Annotated in this window: 19 protein-coding genes; 13 read left to right on the top strand and 6 right to left on the bottom strand. The window is 69.0% G+C overall.

What is annotated here, in order from left to right; all coding sequences use genetic code 11:
- Window positions 1–12: 12 nt before the first annotated feature.
- Window positions 13–1,950 carry an AMP-dependent synthetase/ligase gene (locus tag AC3A84_RS16760; RefSeq protein ID WP_487971168.1) on the bottom strand — a complete coding sequence of 646 codons (1,938 nt, stop codon included), beginning with the start codon at window positions 1,948–1,950 and terminating at the stop codon, window positions 13–15.
- Window positions 1,951–2,200: 250 nt separating this feature from the next.
- Between AC3A84_RS16760 and AC3A84_RS16755 the strand changes: the two genes are divergently transcribed.
- The 3 genes from AC3A84_RS16755 to AC3A84_RS16745 all read left to right on the top strand — a co-directional run bounded on the left by AC3A84_RS16755 (window position 2,201) and on the right by AC3A84_RS16745 (window position 5,528).
- The gene (locus tag AC3A84_RS16755) at window positions 2,201–3,871 is read left to right on the top strand and encodes an ExeA family protein (protein ID WP_487971167.1); all 1,671 of its coding nucleotides are present in this window, start codon (window positions 2,201–2,203) and stop codon (window positions 3,869–3,871) included.
- A gap of 6 nt (window positions 3,872–3,877) precedes the next feature.
- Window positions 3,878–4,579 carry a general secretion pathway protein GspB gene (locus tag AC3A84_RS16750; protein WP_487971166.1) on the top strand — a complete coding sequence of 234 codons (702 nt, stop codon included), beginning with the start codon at window positions 3,878–3,880 and terminating at the stop codon, window positions 4,577–4,579.
- Between the two features lie 145 nt (window positions 4,580–4,724).
- Window positions 4,725–5,528 carry a Crp/Fnr family transcriptional regulator gene (locus AC3A84_RS16745; RefSeq protein ID WP_487971165.1) on the top strand — a complete coding sequence of 268 codons (804 nt, stop codon included), beginning with the start codon at window positions 4,725–4,727 and terminating at the stop codon, window positions 5,526–5,528.
- Here the strand turns inward: AC3A84_RS16745 and AC3A84_RS16740 are convergent.
- Window positions 5,515–7,227, bottom strand: coding sequence for a methyl-accepting chemotaxis protein (locus AC3A84_RS16740; protein ID WP_487971164.1), 1,713 nt, complete (start codon window positions 7,225–7,227; stop codon window positions 5,515–5,517). The two genes, AC3A84_RS16745 and AC3A84_RS16740, sit on opposite strands and share 14 nt — an antisense overlap.
- A 279-nt stretch (window positions 7,228–7,506) precedes the next feature.
- On the opposite strand from AC3A84_RS16740, the gene AC3A84_RS16735 reads away from it, so the two are divergent.
- The 7 genes from AC3A84_RS16735 to AC3A84_RS16705 all read left to right on the top strand — a co-directional run bounded on the left by AC3A84_RS16735 (window position 7,507) and on the right by AC3A84_RS16705 (window position 17,878).
- Window positions 7,507–8,142 (top strand): methylamine utilization protein, encoded by a 636-nt coding sequence (locus AC3A84_RS16735; protein WP_487971163.1) that lies wholly within the window; start codon window positions 7,507–7,509, stop codon window positions 8,140–8,142.
- Window positions 8,139–10,505, top strand: a complete 2,367-nt coding sequence (locus tag AC3A84_RS16730; RefSeq protein WP_487971162.1) for a putative bifunctional diguanylate cyclase/phosphodiesterase — start codon at window positions 8,139–8,141, stop codon at window positions 10,503–10,505. Before AC3A84_RS16735 ends, AC3A84_RS16730 begins: the two co-directional genes overlap by 4 nt.
- Window positions 10,506–10,884: 379 nt before the next feature.
- A complete protein-coding gene (locus AC3A84_RS16725; RefSeq protein WP_487971270.1) occupies window positions 10,885–11,613 on the top strand; it encodes a pseudouridine synthase in 729 nt (242 codons plus the stop codon).
- 144 nt (window positions 11,614–11,757) lie between these two features.
- The gene (htpG, locus tag AC3A84_RS16720; RefSeq protein WP_487971161.1) at window positions 11,758–13,716 is read left to right on the top strand and encodes a molecular chaperone HtpG; all 1,959 of its coding nucleotides are present in this window, start codon (window positions 11,758–11,760) and stop codon (window positions 13,714–13,716) included.
- Window positions 13,717–13,850: 134 nt separating this feature from the next.
- Entirely contained in the window at window positions 13,851–14,147 is a 297-nt protein-coding gene (locus AC3A84_RS16715) for a hypothetical protein (protein WP_487971160.1), read from the top strand.
- An 82-nt stretch (window positions 14,148–14,229) separates the two neighbouring features.
- Window positions 14,230–14,904 (top strand): YjbF family lipoprotein, encoded by a 675-nt coding sequence (locus AC3A84_RS16710; protein WP_487971159.1) that lies wholly within the window; start codon window positions 14,230–14,232, stop codon window positions 14,902–14,904.
- Between the two features lie 34 nt (window positions 14,905–14,938).
- Window positions 14,939–17,878 (top strand): YjbH domain-containing protein, encoded by a 2,940-nt coding sequence (locus AC3A84_RS16705; RefSeq protein WP_487971158.1) that lies wholly within the window; start codon window positions 14,939–14,941, stop codon window positions 17,876–17,878.
- A 46-nt stretch (window positions 17,879–17,924) separates the two neighbouring features.
- Here the strand turns inward: AC3A84_RS16705 and AC3A84_RS16700 are convergent, their stop codons facing one another.
- The 4 genes from AC3A84_RS16700 to AC3A84_RS16685 form a co-directional block, all read right to left on the bottom strand.
- Window positions 17,925–18,998, bottom strand: a complete 1,074-nt coding sequence (locus tag AC3A84_RS16700) for a serine/threonine protein kinase (RefSeq protein WP_487971157.1) — start codon at window positions 18,996–18,998, stop codon at window positions 17,925–17,927.
- A 143-nt stretch (window positions 18,999–19,141) separates the two neighbouring features.
- Window positions 19,142–19,558 (bottom strand): organic hydroperoxide resistance protein, encoded by a 417-nt coding sequence (locus tag AC3A84_RS16695; RefSeq protein WP_487971156.1) that lies wholly within the window; start codon window positions 19,556–19,558, stop codon window positions 19,142–19,144.
- Window positions 19,559–19,657: 99 nt separating this feature from the next.
- Window positions 19,658–20,137 carry a MarR family winged helix-turn-helix transcriptional regulator gene (locus AC3A84_RS16690; protein WP_487971155.1) on the bottom strand — a complete coding sequence of 160 codons (480 nt, stop codon included), beginning with the start codon at window positions 20,135–20,137 and terminating at the stop codon, window positions 19,658–19,660.
- A gap of 259 nt (window positions 20,138–20,396) precedes the next feature.
- A complete protein-coding gene (locus AC3A84_RS16685; RefSeq protein WP_487971154.1) occupies window positions 20,397–21,245 on the bottom strand; it encodes a 3-hydroxybutyryl-CoA dehydrogenase in 849 nt (282 codons plus the stop codon).
- 167 nt (window positions 21,246–21,412) lie between these two features.
- Here AC3A84_RS16685 and AC3A84_RS16680 point away from each other — a divergent pair, with 167 nt between their 5' ends.
- The 3 genes from AC3A84_RS16680 (at window position 21,413) to purT (ending at window position 24,976) form a co-directional block, all read left to right on the top strand.
- Entirely contained in the window at window positions 21,413–23,005 is a 1,593-nt protein-coding gene (locus AC3A84_RS16680; protein WP_487971153.1) for a GMC family oxidoreductase, read from the top strand.
- A 106-nt stretch (window positions 23,006–23,111) separates the two neighbouring features.
- Window positions 23,112–23,555 (top strand): cyanase, encoded by a 444-nt coding sequence (cynS, locus tag AC3A84_RS16675; protein WP_487971152.1) that lies wholly within the window; start codon window positions 23,112–23,114, stop codon window positions 23,553–23,555.
- A 179-nt stretch (window positions 23,556–23,734) separates the two neighbouring features.
- Entirely contained in the window at window positions 23,735–24,976 is a 1,242-nt protein-coding gene (gene purT, locus AC3A84_RS16670) for a formate-dependent phosphoribosylglycinamide formyltransferase (protein WP_487971151.1), read from the top strand.
- Window positions 24,977–24,980 lie beyond the last annotated feature (4 nt).

Raw genomic sequence — 24,980 nt, 5'->3', positions numbered from 1 at the left:
GAGGGGATCGCGTCAGGCGGCGCGCTGCGCGGCGGCGGGATAGGTTCGGGCGTCGGCCAGCTGCAGCGTGGCGCTGACGCTGCCCTTGCGGCCGTCCTCGAACTTCACCTGCGTTTCGATGAACTGCTCGGTGCTGCCGGCGTAGAGCGCATCGACCAGCACGCCGTATTTCTCGGCCACGAACTTGCGGCGCACCTTGCGGGTGCGGGTCAGCTCGTCGTCGTCGGGGTCCAGTTCTTTGTGCAGCACGAGGAAACGCGCCACCTGCGTGTCCTCCATGCCGGGCTCGGCGGCGAGGTCGGCATTCACCTGGGCGATGCAGTCGCCGATGAGCGCGATCACCTGCGGCTTGGCGGCCAGATCGACGTAGCCGCCGTAGGGCAGGCCCTGGCGCTCGGCCCAGTTACCCACGGCCTCGAAGTCGATGTTGACGAAGGCGCAGACCTGATCTCGCCCGTGGCCGAAGCAGACGGCTTCCTTGACGTACGGGAAGAACTTGAGCTTGTTCTCGATGTAGTTGGGCGCGAACATGGCGCCGCCGGCCAGCCGGCCCACGTCCTTGGCGCGGTCGATGATGCGCAGCTGGCCGGCGGCATCAATCACGCCCGCATCGCCGGTGCGGAACCAGCCGGCTGCGTCGATCACCTCGGCCGTGGCGTCGGGGCGCTTGTAGTACTCCTTGAGCACCGACACGCCCTTGACCAGCACTTCGCCGTTGTCGGCGATCTTCAGCTCGATGCCCGGCGCCGCTGCGCCCACGGTGTTCAGCTGCACCTGCCCGTTGCGCTGGATGCAGACGTAGGCGCAGGTCTCGGTCTGGCCGTAGAGCTGCTTGAGGTTCACGCCGATGGAGCGGAAGAAACGGAACAGATCGGGCCCGATGGCCGCGCCTGCCGTGTAGGCCACGCGGATGCGCGACAGGCCCATCACGTTGCGCAGCGGGCCGTAGATGGCCGCGTCGGCGAGCGCGTAGCAGAAACGGTCCCAGCCGCCCACAGGCCTGCCGTCGAGCAGGTCGGCGCCCACGCGGCGCGCCAGCGCCATGCAGCGCTCGAACAGCCAGCGCTTGGCGGCCGAGGCATCCTCCATGCGGATGGAGACCGAGGTCAGCATGCCCTCGAACACGCGCGGCGGCGCGAAGTAGTAGGTGGGGCCGATCTCGCGCAGGTCGATCTGGACCGTGGCCGCTGATTCGGGGCAGTTGATGGTGAAGCCCGCCACCAGCCACTGCGCGGTGGAAAAGAGGTGGTCGCCCACCCAGGCCGGCGGCAGGTACGAGATCACGTTGTCGGCGGGCGAGAGGCCGTCCACCTCCACGCCGCCGCGCGCCGAGGCGATGAAGCTCGCGTGCGTCTGGCACACGCCCTTGGGCTGGCCGGTGGTGCCCGAGGTGTAGAGGATCACCGACACGTCGTCGGGCGCCACCTGCGCGGCCAGGGCCTCCCAGGCGCCGGGGTGCTCGCGGTCCCACGCGGCGCCCAGCGCCAGCAGCTCGGCCGTACTGATGAGACCCGGCTGGTCGTAATGACGCAGGCCGCGCGGGTCGTCGTAGATGATGTGGGCGATGCCGGGCACCGATTCGCGCACTTCGAGCAGCTTGTCCACCTGCTCCTGGTTCTCGGCGAAGGCGACGGTCACGTCCGCGTCCTGCATGACGAACACCATCTCGGCGGCCACTGCGTCCTGGTAGAGCGGGATCGGCACGCCGCCCACGCTCTGCACGGCGACGAAGCCCAGATAGACGTGCGGCCGGTTGTCGCTCACGAACGCCAGGTTCTGCCCCCGCTCGAAGCCCAGCGCCCGCAGGCCACAGGCCATGTGCCGCACCGTGCTCGCGGCCTCGCGCCAGGTCCGGGTCTGCCAGATGCCGTATTCCTTCTCGCGCAGCGCCGGCGCGTCGGGGCGCTCGGCGGCATGGCGCAGCAGCAGGTGGGGGAACGTGGTCGTCATTCCGGCTCCTATGGGTGGGGTGGGGGCGTGCCGGGCCGCAAGGCTGGGGGCGCCGCAGTGCGGGGCAGGGGCAGTCCGCAGACTTCCTGCCCTGCGTTGAGCCCATGGTAGGAATCACTTTGACGCCAACCTGTCTTCACGACGACAATTTGCGGGAAACACCTGACGGGTCTAACCCTGCGCTGCAGCGCAGCAAGCGAGGGGCTTTGAGGAGGTGATCCGCCATGCGGCAGCGGTATCCTCGCGCCCCATGTACGCCCCGTTCTTCGGCCTCGAGCACGCGCCGTTCTCCATCGCGCCGGACCCCCACTACCTCTTCATGAGCGACCGCCACCGCGAGGCGCTCGCCCACCTGCTCTACGGCCTGGACGCAGGCGGGGGCTTCGTGCTGCTCACCGGCGAGATCGGCACCGGCAAGACCACTGTGTGCCGGTGCTTCCTGGAGCAGATCCCGGCGCACTGCAATGTCGCCTACATCTTCAATCCCAAGCTCACGGCCACCGAGTTGCTGCGCTCGATCTGCGACGAGTTCGGCGTGGCCCACGCCCCGGCCGTGCCGGGCGCGGAGACCGTCAAGGACTGCCTGGACCCGCTCAACGCCTTCCTGCTGGCGCAGCACGCGGCCGGACGCAACAACGTGCTCATCATCGACGAGGCGCAGAACCTCGCGCCCGACGTGCTGGAGCAGCTGCGCCTGTTGACCAATCTGGAGACCAGCGAGCGCAAGCTGCTGCAGATCATCCTGATCGGCCAGCCCGAGCTGCGCGGCATGGTCGCCAGCCCCGAGCTGGAACAGCTGGCGCAGCGCGTGATCGCGCGCTTCCACCTCGACGCGCTCAGCGAGCAGGAAACCGCCCAGTACATCTCCCACCGCATGGGTGTGGCGGGCCTGGCCGGGCCGCAGCCCTTCGATCGGCGCGCCCTGCAGCGCGTGCACCGGCTGGCGCGCGGGGTGCCCCGCCGCATCAATTTGCTGTGCGACCGCGCGCTGCTGGGCGCCTATGCGGCCGGCGTGCGCGTGGTGACGGATGCCATCGTGCGCCGTGCCGCGCGCGAGGTGTTCGGCGCCGCGCCGGGGCCAGCCGACCATCGGGCGCGCCGCTGGCCTGCCGCCGTGGTGGGCTCCTTGGGCGCGCTGGCCGGCGCGGCCGTGGTGGCTGCGGGTGTCTGGGCCTGGCAGGCGCAGGGGCCCGCTGCTTCGGCCGCTCCTGCGGCACCGTCTGCGACGGCGGGGACGGCCCTGGCCGGCGCCTCGGCACCGGCTTCCGCTGCATCGGCCGCGGGCTCTGCGGTGCGTGGGCTGACGGCGTTTCTGGCAGCGCAGCCGGCGGGCGAGGGCACGGCATGGTCCGACCTGGCCCGCGCCTGGGGCGCCGCCCCCCCTGCTGGCGCGGCCGCCGCGCACGGCGATGACTGCCCGGCCTGGCTGGCTGCGGCCCGCCTGGCCTGCTACGCCGTACCCCGCGCCAGCCTGAGCCTGCTGCGCCAGCTCGACCGGCCTGCGCTGCTGACCCTGCACCCCGCCGGCGGCGCGGCGCCCGTCGCGGCCGTGCTGCGCCAGCTGGACGGCAAGTTCGCCACGCTCGAAGGCGCGGCAGGCAGCACCGTGCGCGTGCCGGTGGCCGAGCTCGCGCAGGTCTGGCGGGGCGATATGGTCACCCTCTGGCGCGCGCCCGAGGGTGTGGCAACCGGGCGGGATGTGGCCATCCTGCCTGCAGGCCGCGACTGGATCGACCAGCATCTGCCGCCCGACGCCGCAGCCGGGCGCGAAGGCGGTTCGGAGCAGGAACGCCGCGCGCGCATCCGCCGCTTCCAGGTAGCCCAAGGCCTCACGCCCGATGGCAGCGCCGGGCCGCTCACCCTCATGCAACTCAACCGCGCCGCCGGCGTGAGCGAACCGCGCCTCAGCACCGGAAACTGAAACACCATGTCCTACATCCTTGATGCGCTGCGGCGCGCCGAAGCCGAACGCGGGCGCGGCGCCGTGCCCGGCCTGCACACCCCGGGCACTCCTGCGCCGGGCCAGGCGGATGGCGCCACGCCCGGCCGCGCCCAGGCCGTGGCGGTGGCCGCGCTGGCAGCCGTCGCCGCAGCGGCGCTGGCTGCAGGCGGCATGTGGTGGTGGCAGAGGTCGGCGGGTCCGGCCGCGCGCGCCGCCTCCGATGCCCGTGCTCCGGCCGCCGGGGCGGCAGCGGTGCTGCCTCCGCCCCCGCCGCCTGCGCCGGCACCCGCTCCGGCGCCCGTCAGGCCACCCGTTGCTCCCCGGCCTGCTGAAAGCCGTACGGTGCCGTCGCCTTCTGCACCGCCGCCGGCGGCCGCCCGGCAATCGGTGGCCCCCGAAGCGGCACTGGCCCGGCCCGCCACACCGGCGCCGGCCCGGCCTGGCGCGACCGCTGGCACCGTCTTCGCGCCGGGCGATCTGCCGGCTTCGGTGCGCGAGCAATTGCCCACGCTGCAGATCGCCGGGGTGACCTATTCGTCCAACCCGGCCTACCGCATGGCCATCGTCAACGGCCAGGTGCTGCACGAGGGCGATGCCGCCGCGCCGGGCCTCACGCTGGAGCGCGTGGAGCCGGGCCGTACGGTCTGGGGCTTCCAGGGCTATCGCTACGCCGTGCCCTCCAGATAGCTGCTTTCTGAGAGTGGTATTGGCTTGCGGCCTTTTCCCATCCACGGCTTTGCGCTATTGAATTCGTAGCATTCGGGCCGCCGCACCGGGCCATCGTGGTATTCCCCCATCCGCCCGGGCCACATCCTGTTCCATGCTCGGGCGGATGAACCAGGATCTCTCCTTGCATCAGCGCCGCCGCGCGCCTACGGCGCAGGAACTCGCCGGCATTCCGTGGCTGGACGCGCTGCTGCCACTGGAGCGGGAGCGGGCGGTGCGCGCGCTCTGCGTGGGCGATGCGCTGGGGGGCGACTACGTGTGCCGGGTCGGGCGGCCCGTCACGTACTGGTTCGGCGTGGTGGAGGGGCTCCTGAAGATGAGCACCGACAACGAGCAGGGCCAGACCATGACCTTTGCAGGAATGCCGCCAGGCGGCTGGTTTGGCGAGGGCACGGTGGTCAAGCGCGAGCCCTATCGCTACCACGTGCGCGCATTGCGCCGCAGCGTGGTGGCGGGCCTGCCGCTGGAGACCTTCCATTGGCTGCTCGATCATTCCATCGGCTTCAACCGGTTCGTGATGGGGCAGCTCAACGAGCGGCTCGGTCAGTTCATCGCCGCCCGCGAGATCGACCGCATGACCAACCCTGACCTGCGCGTGGCGCGCAGCCTGGCGGCGCTCTTCAATCCCGTGCTCTATCCCGGCGTGGGTGCGGTGCTGCGCATCACCCAGCAGGAGCTTGCCTACTTGGTGGGGCTATCGCGCCAACGCGTGAACGAGGCCCTGGCGGCGCTGGAGGCGCAAGGGGCGATCCGCGTGGAATACGGCGGGCTGCGGGTGCTTGATCTGGCGGCGCTGCGCAGCGGGGACTTCGCTGCCGCTGCGGAGGCTGCCGCCACCGGGACCGGCACGCGCGCCCGCCGCAGCCGCCGGGCGCGCACGGCGGCTGCGCTGACGCTCAGTGGTTGCTGAGCTGAGGCCGGCGTGGTGCGGCCGGTTGCAGCCGCATTGCGGGCTGGACCTGGGGGCGCGTTGAAGGAGCGAGAGGCAGGCGGGCGTCGCTGTTGCCGCTGCCGCTGCCGCCCTGGTCCGGGTCGCGTGAGAGGCGGAACTGGCCGACCGCATGCATCAGCCGGTCTGCCTGCTCCTTCAGGCTGGTGGCGGCGGCCGAGCTTTGCTCGACCAGGGCCGCGTTCTGCTGCGTCATGCCGTCGAGTTCGCCCATCGCCTGGCTCACCTGCATCACGCTCTGGCTCTGCGACTGGGCTGTGGCGGTGATCTCGCCCATGATGTCCGAGACGCGGCGCACCGAATCCACCAGCTCGCGGATGGTCTGGCCCGCGTGGCCGACGAGGGTGCTGCCCTGGTCCACCTGCTGGCCGCTGGCGAGGATCAGTTCCTTGATCTGGCGCGCGGCATCGGCAGAACGGCCGGCCAGCGCCCGGACTTCGCTGGCCACCACCGCAAAGCCCCGGCCCTGTTCGCCTGCGCGGGCTGCTTCCACGGCGGCATTGAGCGCGAGGATGTTGGTCTGGAAGGCGATGCCGTCAATCACCGAGATGATGTCCCCGATCTTGCGCGAACTGGCGCTGATGGTGTCCATGGTGTGGACTACCTGCGCCACCACTTCGCCGCCGCGCGTGGCCGCTTCGGAGGCGGCAGTGGTCATCTGATGCGCCTGGTGCGAGGCTTCGGCGCTTTGCGTCACGGTGTGCGTGACCTCGCCCAGGGCGGATGCGGCCTGTTGCAGGCTGCGCGAGGTGTGTTCCGTGCGCTGGCTCAGGTCCAGGTTGCCGGAGGCGACCTCGCCGCTGGCCCCGAGGATGGATCCGGCCGTGGTGCTGATCTCGCCCACCAGCGCGCGCAAGCGGTCTTGCATGGCGGCGATGGCGAGCAGCAGCCGGCCGGTCTCGTCGTGGATGCGGACTTCGACCTGCGAGGTCAGGTCGCCCCGGGCGATGCGCTCGGCCACCACCACGGCGCGGCCGATGGGCTGCGTGATGCTGCGCGTGGCTCGCCAGGCGATCAAGCAGCCCAGCGCCAGGGCGACCACCACCAGCAGCGCGCTGGTGAGGCGCGCGCGTTGCTGGGTGGCGCTGGCGGTTTCCACGGCCGTGGCGTTCAGCGTCTGCTGCAGTTGTTCCATCTTGCCCAGTTGCGTGCGCCATGCGGATTCCAGCGGTGCCACGCGTGTCATCAGGCCCAGCGTGGCGGTGACGGTGTCGCCATCTGCGATGGCCTTGCCCGAGGCGATCACTTCCGGCGTCACCTTGCGAGCCAGGGCCTGCGTTTCGGCGAACATCTGCTGCTCTTGCGGGGTGCTTCCCGCCTCGTCCAGCAGCGCCTTCAGCCGGGTTTCGTCACGCGTGTAGTTGTCCAGGGCCTTGCTGGTGGCTGCGATCTGCTCGTTGGCGCGCTGGGGGTCCATCTCCGAGAGCATGGCTGCGGAGCGGCTGTGCAGGCCCATCGCGCTCACGCTGTCCAGCAGACTGTTGACCAAACGCGTCTTGGCTGCACTGGTGGCGGTGATGTACTGCATCTGCGTCTGGATGGAGGACTGCGCCCACAGCCCCACCAGCGCGATGGCAAGTACGAGCACCAGCATGCAGCCGAACCCCAGCCAGAGGCGCGTGGCGATGGAAAGGGACCGAAGGCGGTTCGATTGGGACATGTTGTATGACGTTCGGGGAATTGCTGCCATGGGCCGCAGCAAGATAGATGCCTTGATTTTCACTCTTCTGTTACAAAAAAAGAGAGCCCTCGGGCAGCCCCTGACAATGACAGCTGGCAGCACGTGTCTGACCATAACCATTTAGAGTATCAACCGTGCCAAGCCGTGGCGTAATTTTTAGCTATCAATTCAGTAGCATTCATAATGCTTGGCCGAGCCGCTCGCTACGTGAGCTGGCGGTTCTATCATGGCTGTTTGTGTAACACGTAAGGGTTTTGCATGCGTTCCGTGAGCGGCGTCGGCCGGCTTGTCGGCCAGATTTCGATGGTCGCCCTGTCTCTGGGGCTGTCCGTGCAGGCATGCGCCGCCACCGTGCAGGTCATCGTGCAGGATGGGGCTGGAAAGCCCTTGCCTGGTGCAGTGGCGTTTCTGGAGTCGCCCGAGGCCAAGCGCCTGGTGCGGCCTTTGGCGGGGGCGGAGATCGTCCAGCAGAAGCTGCGCTTCAACCCGGACGTGCTGGTGGTGCCCGCGGGCACGGCGGTGCGCTTCCCCAACCACGACACCGTGCGGCACCACGTGTACTCCTTCTCGCCGGCCAAGAAGTTCGAGCTCAAGCTCTATGCGGGCGTTCCGGCCAATCCGGTGCTGTTCGATCAGCCGGGCGTGGTGGTGCTGGGCTGCAACATCCACGATCAGATGGTGGGCTGGGTGCTGGTGATGGAGACGCCCTATTACGTCCAGGGCACAGCGCCCGACGGCAGCCTGCGCCTGGACAACGTGCCTGCCGGCAGCTACCAGTTGCGCGTGTGGCACGAGACCTTGCCGGTTGGGGTGGGCGCCCATGCCCAGGCCCTGACGGTTTCCGAGCCCGGCGGAGCGCCCGTCGTGGTGCGTCTGGGAGCGGTGAAACCGTGAAGCGCTTGGCGCTGCCGCGCAGCCTTATCTTCCGACTGGTGGGCCTGTCCCTGCTGCTGCTGCTGATCGTGCAGCTGGCCGGCTTCGCGGTGGTGCGCGCGACCATCGACCGCAACGCGCATGCCCAGATCGATGCCGCGCTCTACGGCGACGAGCGTGCCTGGCCGCGCGTGCTTGAGCACAATGCCGACCGCCTGACACAGGGCGCGACCCTGCTGGCGTCCGACTATGGTTTCCGCTCTGCTGTGCTGTCGGGCGACGTGGAGACGATGCAGTCGGTGCTCGACAACCATGGGCGCCGCATCGGCGCCACTGTGACGGCGATGCTGGACCTGGGTCGGGTGCTGGTGGCCTCGAGCACCAAGGACGTCAGCGGCGACCATTCGGCGGCGCTGCTGCAGGCGGTGAGCCAGGTCGGCGCCACCTCGGACATCGGCCGCATCGTGGTGGTGGAGGGGGTGCCCTATCAGTTCGTGATGGTGCCCATGCGGGCGCCGCTCACCATCGGCTGGGTGCTGATGGGCTTTCCGATCAGCCAAGCGCAGCTTGAAGAGCTTCAGCGGCTGCGCTCGGTGGACATCGCGCTGGTGGTCAGGCTCGCCGACGGCAGCCTGTCGGTGCCGGTCAGTACCCTGCCGGCCGATGCGACGGACGAGCTGCGCCGGACAGGTGCCGTGCGCGAGCTGCACACTGCGCAGGGCGTGCTGCTGGCCCGCGTGGTTCCCATGGACAGCGTCGGAGGACAGGTGGAGGCCGTGATCCTGCGCTCGGTGGACGAGGTCGTTGCCCCCTACCGCCGGCTGCAGGTGCTCCTGGGCGCGATCACGCTGGCGGGCCTGCTGCTGTTCGCTGCGGCCAATGCCTGGATGGCGCACCGCCTCACCATTCCGCTGCGCTCGCTGATCGCGGGCACCCAGCGGCTGTCCAGCGGCAACTATGCCGTTCCCATGGAGCACATGGAGCGCCGCGACGAGATCGGTAACCTGGCGCGCGCTTTCGACCACATGCGCGTGGACATTGCCGGTCAGCAGGCCGAGATCCACCGGCTGGCCCACACCGATCGGGTCACGGGCTTGCCCAATCGAGAACATTTCCGCCGCCTCGTGGTGCAGGCGCTGGAGAACGAGGGGCCTGACGCGCGCCTGGCCGTGCTGTCGCTGGACCTGCACCGTTTCCGGCACGTCAACGACGTGCTGGGCTATGCGGTCGGCGACCACCTGCTGCGCTCCGTGGCCGAGCGAATCGCCGGGCAGTTCCGCACCGAGGCGGATGTGGTGGCCCGCGTTGGCGGCAATGCGTTCGGCATCCTGCTGCCGGGCGCCAGCGCCGAAGAGGCCGCCGCCGTCGCGCAGCGGGTGCAGCGCGCCTTCGAGACACCGCTGGCGCTGGGCGACCAGACGCTGGACATCAGCGCCGGCATCGGCATCGCATGCTGCCCGGGGCCGGCCAAGGATGCCGACACCCTGCTCAACCATGCCGAGATCGCGATGTACGCAGCCAAGCAGCATCTGGGTGGCATCAGGCAGTACGACACGTCCATGGACTCGTCGAGTCCGCAGAGCCTGTCGATGCTGACCGACCTGCGGCGCGCGGTGGACCAGGGCGAGCTGCGGGTCCATCTGCAGCCCAAGGTGGGCCTGAGGGGTTCGCCGGCGGTGTCCGCCGAGGCGCTGCTGCGCTGGCAGCACCCCGAGCGCGGCCTGGTGCCGCCGATGCTGTTCATCCCCTTCGCGGAACAGACCGGCTTCGTGCGGCAGCTCACGCTCTGGGTGTTCGGCGAGGTGGCCCGCCTGTTGTCCGGGCCCGCGCTGCAGGGCTCGGGGCTGCGCGTGTCGGTCAATCTCTCCGCCCACGACCTGCTGGACCCGGAGCTGCACAACAAACTGGGCGAGGTGCTGCGGCGGCAAGGGCTCTCTGCCCGGTCGTTCGGGCTGGAGATCACCGAAAGCGCGATCATGGACGACCCCGCGCGCGCCGCTGCCATGCTGCAGCGGCTGGCGGATATGGGCTTTCGCCTGTCCATCGACGACTTCGGCACGGGCTATTCATCCCTGGGCTACCTGCGCCGCCTGCCGGTGCACGAACTCAAGATCGACAAGTCGTTCGTCATGGACATGGCCTCGGCCGATGGCGACGCGCAGATCGTGCGCTCGACCATCGACCTGGCGCATAACCTGGGCCTGACGGTGGTTGCCGAAGGCGTGGAGACCGAAGAGGTGCTGCAGCACCTGCAGGCGCTGCACTGCGACGAGGCGCAGGGCTACTTCATCAGCCGGCCCTTGCCGGAGGATGCTTTCCTGGCCTGGATGGAGCGCGCCCGTGCGCAGGAGGCGGCGCCTGCACCGTCCGGGGCGACACAATAGCGGCATGTCCGATACGCCGCCCCGCCGCACTCCGTCTTCTCCGCCTGCCGGCACCGACCGGCCCGCCTCCAGCAGCGGTCCTGCATCTTCCCCCCCCGGGCCGCAGAGCGCGCCCGCCCGTTCCACGCTGTGCCGGCCGGCCGCCGCCCCGCCTGCGTCGGCGCCCGTGCGCCGGGGGGCCACCCCTGCTCCGCGAACCGGCGCCTCGGGCGGGCTCGGGCGCGGCGGCTTCGCCGCCCCCGGCAGCGGTGCCGTGCCGCGTGTGCCGCCGCGGTCCGGTCCGCAGGCTCCGTCCGCCCGCCCGCCGGCCACGGTGCGCGCCCCGGCTGCGCCTGCGGCGGCAGCGCGGCCTGGTGACACCCAGCGGCTCAACAAGCGCATGGCCGAGCTGGGTCTGTGCTCGCGGCGTGAGGCCGACGACTGGATCGCCCAGGGATGGGTCAAGGTGAACGGCGAGGTCGCGCCCATGGGGCTGCAGGTGCGCCCGGGCGACCGCATCGAGGTCGAGCGCGTGGCGCAGGGCTTTCAGGAGCAGAAGGTCACCATCCTCATGCACAAGCCCATGGGCTACGTGAGCGGCCAGGCCGAAGACGGCCACACGCCGGCCGTGGCGCTCATCAACCCGCGCACCCACTGGCGCGAGGACCCGAGCGGCATGCGCTTTTCGCCGCCCCAGCTGCGGGGGCTCGCCCCCTGCGGCCGGCTGGACATTGACTCGGTCGGCCTGCTGGTGCTCACGCAGGACGGCCGCGTGGCGCGCCAGCTCATCGGCGAGAACTCCGAGGTGGACAAGGAATACCTCGTTCGCGTGCAGTACGGCGACGTGGCCACCGACGTGCAGTCGGTGTTCCCGCGCGAGCAGCTGGCGCGCCTGTGTCATGGCCTGTCGCTGGACGGGCAGGCGCTCAAGCCTGCCAAGGTGGATTGGCAGAACCCCGAGCAGCTCCGCTTCGTGCTGACCGAGGGCAAAAAGCGCCAGATCCGCCGCATGTGCGAGCTGGTGGGGTTGAAGGTGGTGGGTCTCAAGCGCATCCGCATCGGCCGTGTGGTGCTGGGCAACCTGCCGGTGGGCCAGTGGCGCTATCTGGGTCCCCACGAGCGTTTCTGACCCGCGGCGCTCCGGTCTGCTGCGCGGCGCCGCAGGTTTCGCCTGCCCAGCCGCCTCGAACCTCTTGATAATTCCTGCCCCGGCCCTATCTGCCCCGGCGTCGTGTTTATCTGAACCTGTTTTTTTCGTCAGATCGTTCCAACCATGAGCAAGCAAACCCATTCCTTTCAGGCCGAAGTGGCGCAACTGCTGCACCTGGTCACCCATTCGTTGTACTCCAACCAGGAAATCTTCCTGCGCGAGCTCATCTCGAACGCCTCCGATGCGTGCGACAAGCTGCGGTTCGAGGCGCTCAACGACAGCGCCCTCTATGAAGACGCGCCCAACCTCGAAGTGCGCGTGTCCTTCGACAAGGCCGCCAAGACCCTGACCATCACCGACAACGGCATCGGCATGAGCCAGCAGGAGGCCATCGACCACCTGGGCACCATCGCCAAGAGCGGCACCAAGGACTTCATGAGCCGCCTTTCCGGCGACCAGAAGCAAACCGCCAGCGAGCAGGGCCAGCTGATCGGCCAGTTCGGCGTGGGCTTTTATTCGGGCTTCATCGTGGCCGACCGCATCACCGTCGAATCGCGCCGCGCGGGCCTGAAGCCGGAAGAGGGCGTGCGCTGGATCAGCGGCGGTACGGGCGACTTCGAGGTCGAGACCATCAACCGTGCCCAGCGCGGCACCAGCATCATCCTGCACCTGCGCGATGACGCCGAAGAGTTCCTGAACGCCTGGAAGCTCAAATCGATCATCGGCAAGTATTCCGACCACATCAGCCTGCCCATCCTGATGGAAAAGGAAGAGTGGAAGGATGGCGAGAACGATCAGCCCGGCGAGATGGTCAAGACCGGCGAGTGGGAGGCCGTGAACAAGGCCAGCGCGCTCTGGACCCGCCCCAAGAAGGACGTGACGGCCGAGCAGTACCAGGACTTCTACAAGGCCATCAGCCACGACCACGAGAACCCGCTTACCTGGAGCCACAACCGGGTCGAGGGCAATACCGAATACACGCAGCTGCTGTACATCCCCGCCAAGGCGCCGTTCGACCTGTGGAACCGCGACAAGAAGGCCGGCGTGAAGCTCTACGTCAAGCGCGTCTTCATCATGGACGACGCCGAGGCCCTGATGCCCACCTATCTCCGGTTCGTCAAGGGCGTGATCGACTCCAGCGACCTGCCGCTCAACGTGAGCCGCGAGCTGCTGCAGGAAAGCCGCGATGTGCGCGCCATCCGCGAGGGCTCCACCAAGCGCGTGCTGGCCATGCTGGAAGATCTGGCCAAGCATGACCGCCATGACGCCGGCGAGGGCGCCGACGGCGTGACCGACGTGGTGAGCGAGGAAGACAAGGCCAAGGAAGGCAAGTACAGCCAGTTCTACGCCGAGTTCGGCGCGGTGCTCAAGGAAGGCCTGGGCGAGGATTTCGCCAACCGCGAGCGCATCGCCAAGCTGCTGCGCTTCCCGTCCACCACGACCGAGGGTGCCACCGTGTCGCTGGCCGACTACAAGGCCCGCATGAAGGAAGGCCAGGAGGCCATCTACTACATCACCGCCGACACGCTGGCCGCCGCGAAGAACAGCCCGCAGCTCGAAGTCTTCAAGAAGAAGGGCATCGAAGTGCTGCTGATGGCCGACCGCGTGGATGAGTGGGCCCTGAACTACCTGCACGACTTCGACGGCACGCCGCTGCAGTCCGTGGCCAAGGGGGCTGTGGACCTGGGCAAGCTGCAGGACGAGGCCGAGAAGAAGGCCGCCGAGGAAGCCGCCGAAAGCTTCAAGCCCGTGCTGGCCCAACTCAAGGAAGCGCTGAAGGACAAGGCGCAGGACGTGCGCGTCACCACCCGCCTGGTCGATTCACCCGCCTGCCTGGTCACCACCGAGGACGGCATGAGCACCCAGCTGGCGCGCCTCCTCAAGCAGGCCGGCCAGCAGGCGCCCGACACCAAGCCGGTGCTGGAGGTGAACCCGGAGCATGCCCTGGTCAAGAAGCTCGAGGGCAGCGTACATTTCCACGATCTGGCGCACATCCTTTTCGACCAGGCCCTGCTGGCCGAAGGCGGGCTGCCGGAAGACCCCGCGGCTTACGTGAAGCGGGTAAACGCCCTTTTGTTGTAAGTTATTACAAAGAGCCTTGTCGGAAAAAAGCGATTTCTGAGGCTCATTTGTCTGGTTGTTCCGGAAAAAGACCACGAAATCAGGGCTTGGCGTTAGGATTGGCACGCCTCGTCCTTTTTTATTGGGAGAAATTCATGAACTTCAAGAAACTCGGTTACTTCGTCGCTGCCGCAGCACTGGTGGCTGCTCCCGCGCTGTCGCACGCTCAGGCTGCGGGAGCTGGTGCTTCCACGTCCTCCTCTTCCTCTTCCTCGTCCTCCTCGGCAGCCAGTGCCGGCGCGGGCGGCAGCTCCGCTGCCACCGTGGGCGCTGTGGGCGGCGTGGCCGCCGGCACCATCGCCGTCGGCGTGGTCGCAGTGGCTGCTATCGCTGCCGTCGCCGGTTCGTCCAGCGATTCCGGCACCACGGGCACCACGGGCACCACCCGCTAAGCCCTTTCCGCTGGTGCAGCTGTCTGCCGCCCAGTCAAAACCCGGTTTCTACCGGGTTTTGTTTTTTGTGCCGTCGGCCTGCGTGATTGCCGCAGTGCTGGCGGGGTGCAGCGCGAGTTCTTCCACCTTGCAGGGCATGGTCAGCCGCTACGTGCTGCCCGGCGATCCGCTCGCCCAGGCACAGCTGGACCCGCGCCTGCGCTATCTGCGCGTCGATACCTCCCAGGGGGGCGCGGCCCTGATGGCGCTGGGTTACCTCGATCCCGTGAAGGACGACCCCCAGGGCGCGCCCGAAGAAGTCTGGTACAGCGCCTCCAAGGAGGTGCTGCGGCTGCGCCATGGCCGGCTCGCCGGTGCCGCCGGACTGCCCCGTGAATGGCGCGACGTGAGCTTCTCTGCCGTGCCGTCCTGGCGCAGCGTGCTCGAGCGCCCATCGATGGGCTCCTATCAGCGTGCGCGTGACAGCATGCCCGGCGCGCTGACCGGCGTGAAGGACTCCGTCACCATCCGTCCCATTGCCGCGCCCGGCAAAACGCTGGTGTCGGTGCAGGTGCCGGCGTCCGTGCAGTGGTTCGAGGAGGTGGCCGTCACACGCCCGCCGGCCGCGCAGCTGCCGGCGTCGCTGTTTGCCGTGGATCTGTCGAACGGCGCCGAGCGCGTGGTGTATTCGCAGCAGTGCCTGGCCGTCGATCTGTGCCTGGCCTTGCGGCCGATGGCAGCAGCCGCGCCAGCGCCCGCTGCTGCGGCCGCGCGCTGATTTCGTCTTCCCCTTTAGCTAGCCGGATGTCCTCGTGCGCCCATCGTTGACCTGTTCGTTGTCGTGCCGGCGCCGCTGGCCCCTCTCCGCCCTGGCGGCTTCGCTCCTCGCGGGCCTGGGGCTGGATGCCTGGGCCACCGAGCCCGTCCCTGCCCCCACGGCGCCCGAGCGCGCAAGCGCCTGGCTGCTGCGGCAGCCCGCGGAGCGCTACGACGGGGGCGCCGCCTGGCTGGTGCCGGCGGAAAAGCCCGCGCAGCAGGCCTTGCGCAACCAGGTCGTGGACGGCCTGCGCGCCCTGCCGCTGGACTCCGCAAATGGCCTGCCGCGCCTGGCCGACTGGCTGGCAGAGCTACCGGTGACCGGCCGAGCGACGCTGGCATCGGCTGATGGGCGCTGGCTGGAGGTCCATCCTGACCAGGACCCGGTGCTGCGCCAGGCAGGCGACTCTCTGGAACTGCCCGTGCGTCCACGCACCGTGACGGTGGTGCTCGAGAACGGGGAGCGCTGCCGCGTGCCCGCGCAGGCCGGCGTCATGGCCTTCGACTATGTGCGCGCCTGCGTGACCGATGCCGCCGATCGCGACGTGGTCTGGATCGCCCAGCCGGATGGGCGCACCTACCGCTACGGCACAGGCCTCTGGAATGGCGAGGCGCAGGATCCTCCGGCCGCAGGCGCCTGGATCTGGGCGCCGGCGCGGCAGAGCCGCATCCCGGCCTCTCTGTCCGATGCGCTGATCCGCCTGCTGGCGACCCAGGGCGCGGCGCCCGACACCCAGGGCTATTCCGTGCCGCCCGTCGCGGACAGCCTGCCCGACGGCGGCGGCGTGCGCCAGCGCGCTCTGCCGCTCACGGCCAGCGACTGGGGCGAGATCGGCTTGCTGCAGACCCCTACCGCGCGCATGGAAGCCGCCGGGGATGCGCGCCTGAGCATCAGCCGCACCACGCCCTACACGCGCGCCACCGTGATGTTCCAGCCGCTGGACTGGATCGAGTTCGGCTTCCGCTACATCAGCGTCAGTGGTCGGCCCTACGGCATTCCCAGCTCCAGCCAGTCCTACAAGGACAAGAATCTCGACGTCAAGCTGCGCCTCTGGGAAGAATCGCGCTACCTGCCCAGCATCGCGGTGGGTGCGCGCGATGTGGGCGGCACGGGGCTTTTCTCGGGCGAATACGTGGTGGCCAACAAGCGCACCGGCAACTTCGACTGGAGCCTGGGCCTGGGCTGGGGCTATCTGGGCGCGCGAGGCAATCTGAAGAATCCGCTCTCGTTCATCAGCGACAAGTTTTCCACGCGCCCCGGCGCCGCGGCCGGCGAAACCGGCCTGGCGAACACCACCAGCTATTTCCGCGGGCCGACCAGCCTCTTCGGCGGCGTGCAGTGGCAGTCGCCCTACCAGCCGCTGGTCGTCAAGCTCGAATACGACGGCAACAACTACCAGCGCGAGCCCTTTGCCGCCACCTTCAAGCAGCGCGTGCCGATCAACGTCGGCGTGGTCTATCGCTATTCCCCGCACATCGACATCTCGGCGGGCGTGGAGCGCGGCGACAAGGTGAGCTTCGGCATCACCTTCCACGGCGGGCTGAACCGCCTGCAATCGCCCAAGCTGTTCGATACGCCGGCGCCCGCCGTGCAGGCCGCGCGGCCCGCGGCCCAGGCGTCCTGGAACGATCTGTCTTCGCAGATGAACCGCGACACGGGCTGGCGCGTGACGGAGGCGGTGCGTGAGGGTGACACGCTGCGCGTGAGCGTGAGCGGCGCCACCGGCCTGTACCGCTCCGGGCATTTCGACCGCTTGGTCGCCTATCTGCACCGCGATTCCGCGGCCGACGTGAACCGCTTCGTCATCGACTTCGTCGAGCACGGCATGGTCATGGGCAGCAAGACCATCGACCGCGCCGACTGGGTCGCGCTCCATACCGAGGCGAAGTCGCCTGCGCAGCGGCAGGCGCTCGGCGGCGACGTGCCGACGGCCCCGCTTGCCGACATCGCACCCCCGGCGCAGCCGCCGCAGCGGCAGGCCAGCGCCGCGCCTGCTGCGCCCACCCCGGCCGGCGCCAAGACGTATGCCGGCTTCTGGCGCAGTGCCGACGGCCGCTTCACCGGCGGCCTGGGCCCGAGCTTCTGGCAGACCCTGGGCGGTCCGGACAGCTTCGTGCTCTACCAGATCGGCATCAAGGGCGATGCCGAGTACCGCCTCACGCGCAGCACCTGGGTGAATGCCTCGGCCAACCTGCGCCTGATCGACAACTACGACAAGTTCAAGTACACGGCGCCCAGCAATCTGCCGCGCGTGCGCACACTGGCCCGTGAATTCGTCACCACCTCGCGCTTCACGCTGAGCAACCTGCAGGTCACCCATGCCGAGCAGCTGGGCGGCAACCATTTCGCCAGCATCTACGGCGGCCTGCTGGAGCCGATGTACGGCGGCGTGGGAGCCGAGTACCTCTATCGCCCGCTGCGCAGCCGCTGGGCCTTTGGCGTCGATGTGAACCGGGTGCGCCAGCGCGCCTTCGAGCAAAACTTCAGCTTCCGCGACTACGAGGTGACCACCGGCCATGCCTCCATCTATTGGGACACGGGCTGGAACGGCGTCAACGTGCGCCTGAGCGCGGGCCAGTATCTGGCGGGCGACAAGGGCGCGACGCTGGACGTGAGCCGGCGCTTCGCCAACGGCGTCGTCATCGGCGCCTATGCCACCAAGACCAACGTGTCGGCCGCGCAGTTCGGCGAGGGCAGCTTCGACAAGGGCCTCTACGTGTCCTTCCCGTTCGATGCCATCCTGCCGCGCTCCACGCCGACCACCGGCACCATCTTCTGGACGCCGCTCACGCGGGATGGCGGCGCGCGGCTGGCGCGCACGCAGACGCTGTATTCGGTGACCTCGGCCCGCGCGCTCGACGCCTTCAGCGCCGGCCCGCCGCCGGAGGACCGCCTGCGCTCGGGCGATGACGTCTTCACGCCGCGCAAGGACTGATTCAGCCCGGCCCTGCGGGCGGGGCAGGGGGCGTCTGCCCCTCTGCTTACGCCGCCAGGGGCGCCTCGCCCATGGCCTCGATCTGCTCGTGCAGCATGTCCACCTGGCCACGCCAGTAGTCGCTGCTGCCGAACCAGGGGAAGTTGATCGGAAAGATCGGGTCGTCCCAGCGCCGCGCCAGCCAGGCGCTGTAGTGGATCAGGCGCAGCGTGCGCAGCGGCTCGATCAGCGCCAGCTCGCGGCGGTCGAACGGGCGGAACTGCTCGTAGCCGTCCAGCAGTGCCGACAGCTGCATGGTGCGCTGGCGGCGATCGCCCGAGAGCAGCATCCAGAGGTCCTGAACGGCCGGGCCGGTGCGGGCATCGTCCAGATCCACGAAGTGCGGGCCGCCACGGCCGGTGTCTTCATCCACCGGCGTCCAGAGCACGTTGCCCGGGTGGCAGTCGCCGTGCAGGCGCAGCAGCTGCGCGTCTTTCAAGCCAAAACGGCCATGGGCGCTCTTGCCATCAAGGCATTCAGCTATTAAATTAATAGCATTCTGGCATGCGCCCTGCCAGGTCGAACGCTGGTCCAGCGGGACGATCTCGTGCTCCGTGAGCCATGCCAGGGGCTCCTGGGCCAGGGCCTGCAGATCCAGCGCCGGCCGGTGGACGAAGGGCCGTGCGGCGCCCACGGTGTGAATGCGCGCGAGAAAGCGGCCGATCCATTCCAGCACCTCGAAGTCGTCCAGCTCGGGCGTGCGCCCGCCGCGCCAGGGGCTGACCGAGAACGCGAAGCCGGCATGCCGGTGCAGCGTGCGGCCCGCGATGGACAGGGGCGCGACCATGGGGATTTCGGCTTCAGCCAGTTCAGCCGCGAAGGCGTGTTCTTCGAGGATCTGCGCCTCGCTCCAGCGGCCCGGGCGGTAGAACTTGGCGACCACCCGAGCTCCGTCGTCTTCCAGCGTGGCCTGATAGACCCGGTTCTCGTAGGAGCCCAGGGCCATCAGCCGGCCGTCGCCGTAGAGGCCGACGCTGGCCAGCGCATCGAGCACCAGGTCCGGCGTGAGGACCGCGTAGGGATGGTGGTTGCTGCCGGGCGTGGCGTCGGAAGAGGGGGAGGGGGCGGGAGGCATCTGCATGCGTGCATTGTCTGCCTCTGCGCCGGGGCGGGCCGATGCAGGGGTGTGAAGCACGCATGAAAAAAGCCGCCAGCGCTTGATGGAAAAGCGCTGGCAGCTCTTTTTTCGATAGCGGCAGAACCCCGGGCCCCGCGCGCCGGCGATCAGACCAGGGTGATGGTCACGTCGATGTTGCCGCGGGTGGCGTTGGAGTAGGGGCAGACCTGGTGGGCTGCGTCCACCAGTTCCTGGGCCTTGGCCTTGTCCACGCCGGGCAGGGAGATGTTCAGACGAACGGCGACGCCGTAGGCGTTGGGGATGGGGCCCAGGTCCACTTCCGCGTCGATCGACACGTCTTGCGGCACCGTCACGCCCACCTTGCTGGCGACGGCCTTCATGGCGCCGATGAAGCAGGCGGAGTAGCCGGCGGCGAACAGCTGCTCGGGGTTGGTGCCCGTGCCGCTGGTGCCGGGGGACGAGAGCTTCACGTCCAGACGGCCGTCGTCGGTGCGCGATGCGCCATCGCGGCCGCCGGTGGTGTGGGCGCGGGCGGTGTAGAGAACTTTGTCGAGCGTGGTCATGGTGCGTTCCTTGAGGTTGCTTGGGGTGGAGAAAAAAGCCTAACAGGCCGGTGTGAAACGAAAGAAGAGGCCGGGCAGACGGCGGCTGTGGCTGCCGTCTCAGGCAGGCCGTGCGGCCTGGCGGGTCAGGCGGTCGCGCAGCGCGGTCAGCTGCCCGGTCAGGGCTGTGAGCTCTGGCAGCGTGCATTGCGTGCGTTCCAGGACGCAGTTGGGAATGCGCTCGGCCTGCTCACGCAGAGCCCGGCCTTGTGCCGTGAGGCTGATGCGCACGCGGCGCTCGTCTTCGGCATCGCGCAGCCGATTCAGGTGGCCCGAGGCTTCGAGCCGCTTGAGCAGCGGGGTCAGCGTGCCCGAATCGAGGAAGAGGCGCTCGCCCAGTTCGGAGACGGTGACACCGTCGCGCTCCCAGAGGGCGAGCATCACGAGGTACTGCGGGTAGGTCAGGCCGATCTCGTCGAGCAGCGGCTTGTAGAACTTGGTCATGGCCAGCGATGCCGAATACAGCGCGAAGCAGACCTGGTTGTCCAGCTGCAGCAGGGCGGTGCTGGGTATCGCGGCGGTGGCTGGGGGGCGGGGCATGGGTTGAATTATTGCTGGCAATTAAATTGTGCAAAACTTAAATGCGGGGAGACCTTCTGCGAGGAATGGTCTTTGCTGCTCTGACGCCCGGCGCCCGATACCTGGCGCCCGGCGCCTCTGGGCAGCGGGCTGAAATGGGTCAGATACCGCTGCGCCGCGAAGCGGTAGCCATTTCGTGGGGGTCCACAGCCGCCATGCGCCCGGAACCCCCGCCGAGAACCCCGCCTGCCCGCAGCGGCGGCACGGGCCCGGGACCAGCTCAGTAGCTGTAAACGCCCTGGCCCGTCTTGCGGCCCAGGCGGCCCGCCGCCACCATTTCCTTGAGCAGCGGGCAGGGGCGGTATTTGCTGTCGCCGAATTCGTCCAGATAGACGTTCATCACGGCCAGGCACACGTCCAGGCCGATCATGTCGGCCAATGCCAGTGGGCCGATCGGCTGGTTGCAGCCCAGCTTCATGCCAGCGTCGATGTCCTCGGGCGTGGCCAGGCCTTCGGCCAGCACGAAGAAGGCCTCGTTGATCATCGGCACCAGGATGCGGTTGACCACAAATCCCGGCGCGTTCTTCACCGTGATGGGGCTCTTGCCCAGGCGCTCGGCCAGGGCCTTCACCGCATCGTGCGTGGCGTCGCTGGTCTGCAGGCCGCGGATGATTTCCACCAGCGCCATCATCGGCACCGGGTTGAAGAAGTGCATGCCGATGAAGCGGTCGGGCCGCGAGGTGGACGCGGCCAGCTGCGTGATGGAGATCGACGAGGTGTTGGAGGCGACGATCACCTCGGGCGCTGCGATCGCATCCACCTGCGTGAGGATCTTCACCTTGAGTTCGTGGTTCTCGGTGGCTGCCTCGATGATGAGCTGCGCGGCCTTCAGGTCGTCATAGCGGGTGGATGTCTTGATGCGCGCCAGCGCCGCGTCCTTGTCGGCGGCGGTGAGCTTTTCCTTCTTGATGAGCCGGTCCAGGCTGCCGGCCACCGTGGCCAGGCCCTTTTGCACGGCGGCCTCGGAAATGTCCACCATCACCACGTCGATGCCCGACACCGCGCACGCCTGTGCGATGCCGTTGCCCATGGTGCCCGCGCCGATGATGCCGACGGTCGTGATCGTCATGTGAATGTCCTTGCGTGTCTGTCTGGTTGGCTGGAAGGAAAAGGGGGGGCCGGCAGGCCCTGCCGCATGGTAATCGGCAATCCACGCAGCGGCCGCAATGCGGGTGACAGCCCGCCATGGCCCGGTCGGTCCCGCAGTGGTACAAGCGCAGGCAGGAGGCATCCACCATGTTCGACTACATCGTGATCGGCGGCGGCTCGGCCGGCTGCGTGCTGGCGGGCCGGCTGACGCAGGACCCGGCCGTGCGGGTCTGCCTGCTCGAAGCCGGGCCGCCCGACGCCAGCGCCTTCATCCACTGCCCGGGCGGGCTGGCCGGGCTGAACCGCATCCCCTCGCTCAGCTGGAACCAGCACACCACGCCGCAGCCCGGCCTGGGCGGGCGCCGTGGGTTGCAGCCCCGCGGCCGGGTGCTGGGCGGCTCCAGCTCCGTCAACGCCATGATCTACGTGCGCGGCCAGCCGGCCGACTACGACCACTGGGCGGAGCAGGCCGGCAATCCTGGGTGGGGCTGGCGCGACGTGCTGCCTTACTTTCTGCGCGCCGAACACAACGAACGTGGCGCCAGCGACTGGCATGGCACGGGCGGCCCGCTGAATGTGGCCGACCTGCAGGCGCCGCACCGGGTGGCGCGCGCCTTCGTGCAGGCGGGCGTGCAGGCCGGTCACCCGCACAACCCGGACTTCAATGGCCCCGCGCAGGAAGGCGTGGGCCTCTACCAGGTCACGCACCGCGGGGGCGAGCGCTTCAGCGCCGCCAAGGCGTATCTCACGCCCCACCTCGGCCGCGCCAACCTGCGTGTGGAAACTGGCGCCCGGGCCACGCGCATCCTCTTCGACGGCCGCCGCGCCGTGGGTGTGCAGTACCTGCAGGGCGGCACGCTGCACACCGTGCGCGCCGCGCGCGAGGTGCTGCTGTCGGCAGGCGCGTTGCTTTCGCCCCAGCTGCTGATGCTCTCGGGCGTGGGCCCGGCTGCGCAGCTGCAACGCCACGGCATCGCCGTGCTGCACGAACTTCCCGGCGTGGGCGAGCATCTGCACGACCATCCCGATGTGGTGCAGGTGGTGGATGCGCCCGCGCTCACCGATCTGTTCGGCCTCTCGCTCACCGGGGCGCGCCAGCTGCTGCGCGGCGCGCTCGAATGGCGCGCGCGCCGCACCGGCGCGCTCACCACCAACTTCGCGGAAGCCGGTGGCTTCATTCGCAGCGGCCCAGAGGAGCCCGCGCCCGATCTGCAGCTGCACTTCGTCATCGCCAAGCTGCTGGACCACGGGCGCGAGCTGAGCTGGGGCCACGGCTATTCGTGCCACGTCTGCCTGCTGCAGCCGCGCAGCCGGGGTCGCGTGACGCTGGCCAGTGCCGACCCCCACGCCCTGCCGCTGGTAGACCCTGCCTTCCTTGCCGACGAAGACGACCTGCATCGCCTGGTGCGTGGCGTAAGGCGCATGCGCGAGATCCTCTCGCAGCCCGCGCTGGCCGGCCTGGGCGGGCGCGAGCTGGCCCGATCCGCCGGTGCGCAGAGCGATGCCGAGATTGCCGCCTTCATCCGCCGGCATGCCGACACGGTCTATCACCCGGTGGGCAGCTGCCGCATGGGCCCCGGTCCGCTCGACGTGGTGGATGCGCAGCTGCGCGTGCATGGCCTGCAGGGCCTGCGCGTGGTCGATGCCTCCGTCATGCCGCGCATCGTGAGCGGCAATACCAACGCGCCGACGATCATGATTGCGGAGAAGGCGGTGGACCTGCTGCACGGCGGCGGCTGAAGCGCGAAAGGGCGGTGGCTGCGCCGCTGGATGTGCTCAAGAACATGTCTGGTGGCACGCACGTTGCTTGGGTTGGGGGCCTATCCGACACGGAAGTTTTCAGCCCATGAATCGCAACGACGTCACCGAGAAAATCATCGGCACCAAGGTGCTCAAAGGCCTGCAGTGGCACGACATCGCGAGCCAGGTCGGCCAGTCCAAGGAATGGACGACGGCGCTCTGCCTGGGCCAGATGACCGCATCGCCCGAACAGGCTCAAGTGCTGGGCAAGATCTTCGATCTGACCGACGAAGAGCAGAAGTGGTTGCAGGTGGTGCCCTACAAGGGGTCGCTGCCCACGCCCGTGCCCACCGACCCACTGATCTACCGCTGGTACGAGGTGGTGAGCGTATATGGCAGCACCATCAAGGAGCTGATCCACGAGGAGTTCGGCGACGGCATCATGAGCGCCATCGACTTCAGCATGGACATCCAGCGCGAGGCCGACCCCAAGGGCGACCGCGTGAACGTGGTGCTGTCGGGCAAGTTCCTGCCGTACAAGGCCTATTGAGGGGAACACGCCGCCTGGGCGGCTGCGCGGCTTTTCCCGCAGCGTCTGGGTGCGGGAGGCCGCGGCGTGAACTGCATGGGCGCGGGGACACGCAGTCGCTCTATCATCGCCGGCTGCAGTACCCGCCCGGCGGGCACTCTCCGGTCCCTCCTTGTCCATACTTTTGCACCGCTTCGCCCATGACCACCCTCGGCACCCCCCTCTCGCCCTCCGCCACCAAAGTGATGCTGCTCGGCAGCGGTGAACTGGGCAAGGAAGTCCTCATCGCCCTGCAGCGGCTGGGCGTCGAAACCACGGCGGTGGACCGCTACGAGAACGCGCCCGGCCAGCAGGTGGCCCACCACGCGCGCACCATCACCATGAGCGATCCGGCGCAGCTCAAGAGCCTGATCGAGGCCGAACGCCCGCACCTGGTCGTGCCCGAGATCGAGGCCATCGCCACGCCCATGCTCGAAGAGCTGGAAGCCGCCGGCACCGTGCGCGTCATCCCCACCGCCCGCGCCGCGCGCCTGACCATGGACCGCGAAGGGATCCGCCGCCTGGCCGCCGAGACCCTGGGCCTGCCCACCAGCCCTTACCGCTTCTGCGATTCGGCCGAGGAACTGCAGGCCGCCATCGACGGTACCGATGGCCAGCCCGCCATCGGCTTTCCGTGCGTGGTCAAGCCGGTGATGAGCAGCTCCGGCAAGGGCCAGAGCAAGCTCGACGGTCCGGCCGATGTGCAAAAGGCCTGGGACTACGCCATGGCCGGCGGCCGCGTGAGCCATGGCCGCGTCATCGTCGAAGGCTTCATCGACTTCGAATACGAGATCACCCTGCTCACCGTGCGCGCCAAGGCCGCCGACGGCAGCATCCAGACCTCCTTCTGCGAACCCATCGGCCACAAGCAGGTCAGCGGCGACTACGTGGAAAGCTGGCAGCCCCAGCCCATGCCGTCCCTCGCGCTGCAGCGCGCCCAGGACATCGCCCGGGCCGTGACCGACGACCTGGGCCGGGGCCTGGACGGCCAGCCCTCGGGCCTGGGCCTCTTCGGCGTGGAGCTGTTCGTCAAGGGCGACGAAGTCTGGTTCAGCGAAGTCAGCCCGCGCCCGCACGACACGGGCCTGGTCACCCTGGCCACCCAGCACCAGAGCGAATTCGAGCTGCATGCCCGCGCCATCCTGGGCCTGCCAGTGGACACCAGCCTGCGCAACCCCGGCGCCAGCGCCGTGATCTACGGTGGCGTCGATGCCCTGGGCATCGCCTTCGACGGCGTCGATGAAGCCCTGGCCGTGCCGGGCACCGACCTGCGCCTTTTCGGCAAGCCCGAGAGCTTCACTAAGCGCCGCATGGGCGTGGCCGTCGCCCGCGCAGCCGATGTGGACACGGCCCGCGCCAACGCCAAGCTGGCCGCGAGCAAGGTCAAGCCGCGCCAGGCCTGATCCG

The organism is Paracidovorax sp. (assembly GCF_057642795.1).
The sequence above is the reverse complement of the archived record's forward strand: the minus strand, read 5'-3'. Positions and strand labels throughout refer to the sequence as shown.

Coding starts and splice junctions, on each gene's coding strand:
- AC3A84_RS16760 (WP_487971168.1), bottom strand. CDS start 1,950: ATGACGACCACGTTCCCCCACCTGCTGCTGCGCCATGCCGCCGAGCGC.
- AC3A84_RS16755 (WP_487971167.1), top strand. CDS start 2,201: ATGTACGCCCCGTTCTTCGGCCTCGAGCACGCGCCGTTCTCCATCGCG.
- AC3A84_RS16750 (WP_487971166.1), top strand. CDS start 3,878: ATGTCCTACATCCTTGATGCGCTGCGGCGCGCCGAAGCCGAACGCGGG.
- AC3A84_RS16745 (WP_487971165.1), top strand. CDS start 4,725: ATGAACCAGGATCTCTCCTTGCATCAGCGCCGCCGCGCGCCTACGGCG.
- AC3A84_RS16740 (WP_487971164.1), bottom strand. CDS start 7,227: ATGTCCCAATCGAACCGCCTTCGGTCCCTTTCCATCGCCACGCGCCTC.
- AC3A84_RS16735 (WP_487971163.1), top strand. CDS start 7,507: ATGCGTTCCGTGAGCGGCGTCGGCCGGCTTGTCGGCCAGATTTCGATG.
- AC3A84_RS16725 (WP_487971270.1), top strand. CDS start 10,885: ATGGCCGAGCTGGGTCTGTGCTCGCGGCGTGAGGCCGACGACTGGATC.
- htpG (WP_487971161.1), top strand. CDS start 11,758: ATGAGCAAGCAAACCCATTCCTTTCAGGCCGAAGTGGCGCAACTGCTG.
- AC3A84_RS16715 (WP_487971160.1), top strand. CDS start 13,851: ATGAACTTCAAGAAACTCGGTTACTTCGTCGCTGCCGCAGCACTGGTG.
- AC3A84_RS16700 (WP_487971157.1), bottom strand. CDS start 18,998: ATGCAGATGCCTCCCGCCCCCTCCCCCTCTTCCGACGCCACGCCCGGC.
- AC3A84_RS16695 (WP_487971156.1), bottom strand. CDS start 19,558: ATGACCACGCTCGACAAAGTTCTCTACACCGCCCGCGCCCACACCACC.
- AC3A84_RS16690 (WP_487971155.1), bottom strand. CDS start 20,137: ATGCCCCGCCCCCCAGCCACCGCCGCGATACCCAGCACCGCCCTGCTG.
- AC3A84_RS16685 (WP_487971154.1), bottom strand. CDS start 21,245: ATGACGATCACGACCGTCGGCATCATCGGCGCGGGCACCATGGGCAAC.
- AC3A84_RS16680 (WP_487971153.1), top strand. CDS start 21,413: ATGTTCGACTACATCGTGATCGGCGGCGGCTCGGCCGGCTGCGTGCTG.
- cynS (WP_487971152.1), top strand. CDS start 23,112: ATGAATCGCAACGACGTCACCGAGAAAATCATCGGCACCAAGGTGCTC.
- purT (WP_487971151.1), top strand. CDS start 23,735: ATGACCACCCTCGGCACCCCCCTCTCGCCCTCCGCCACCAAAGTGATG.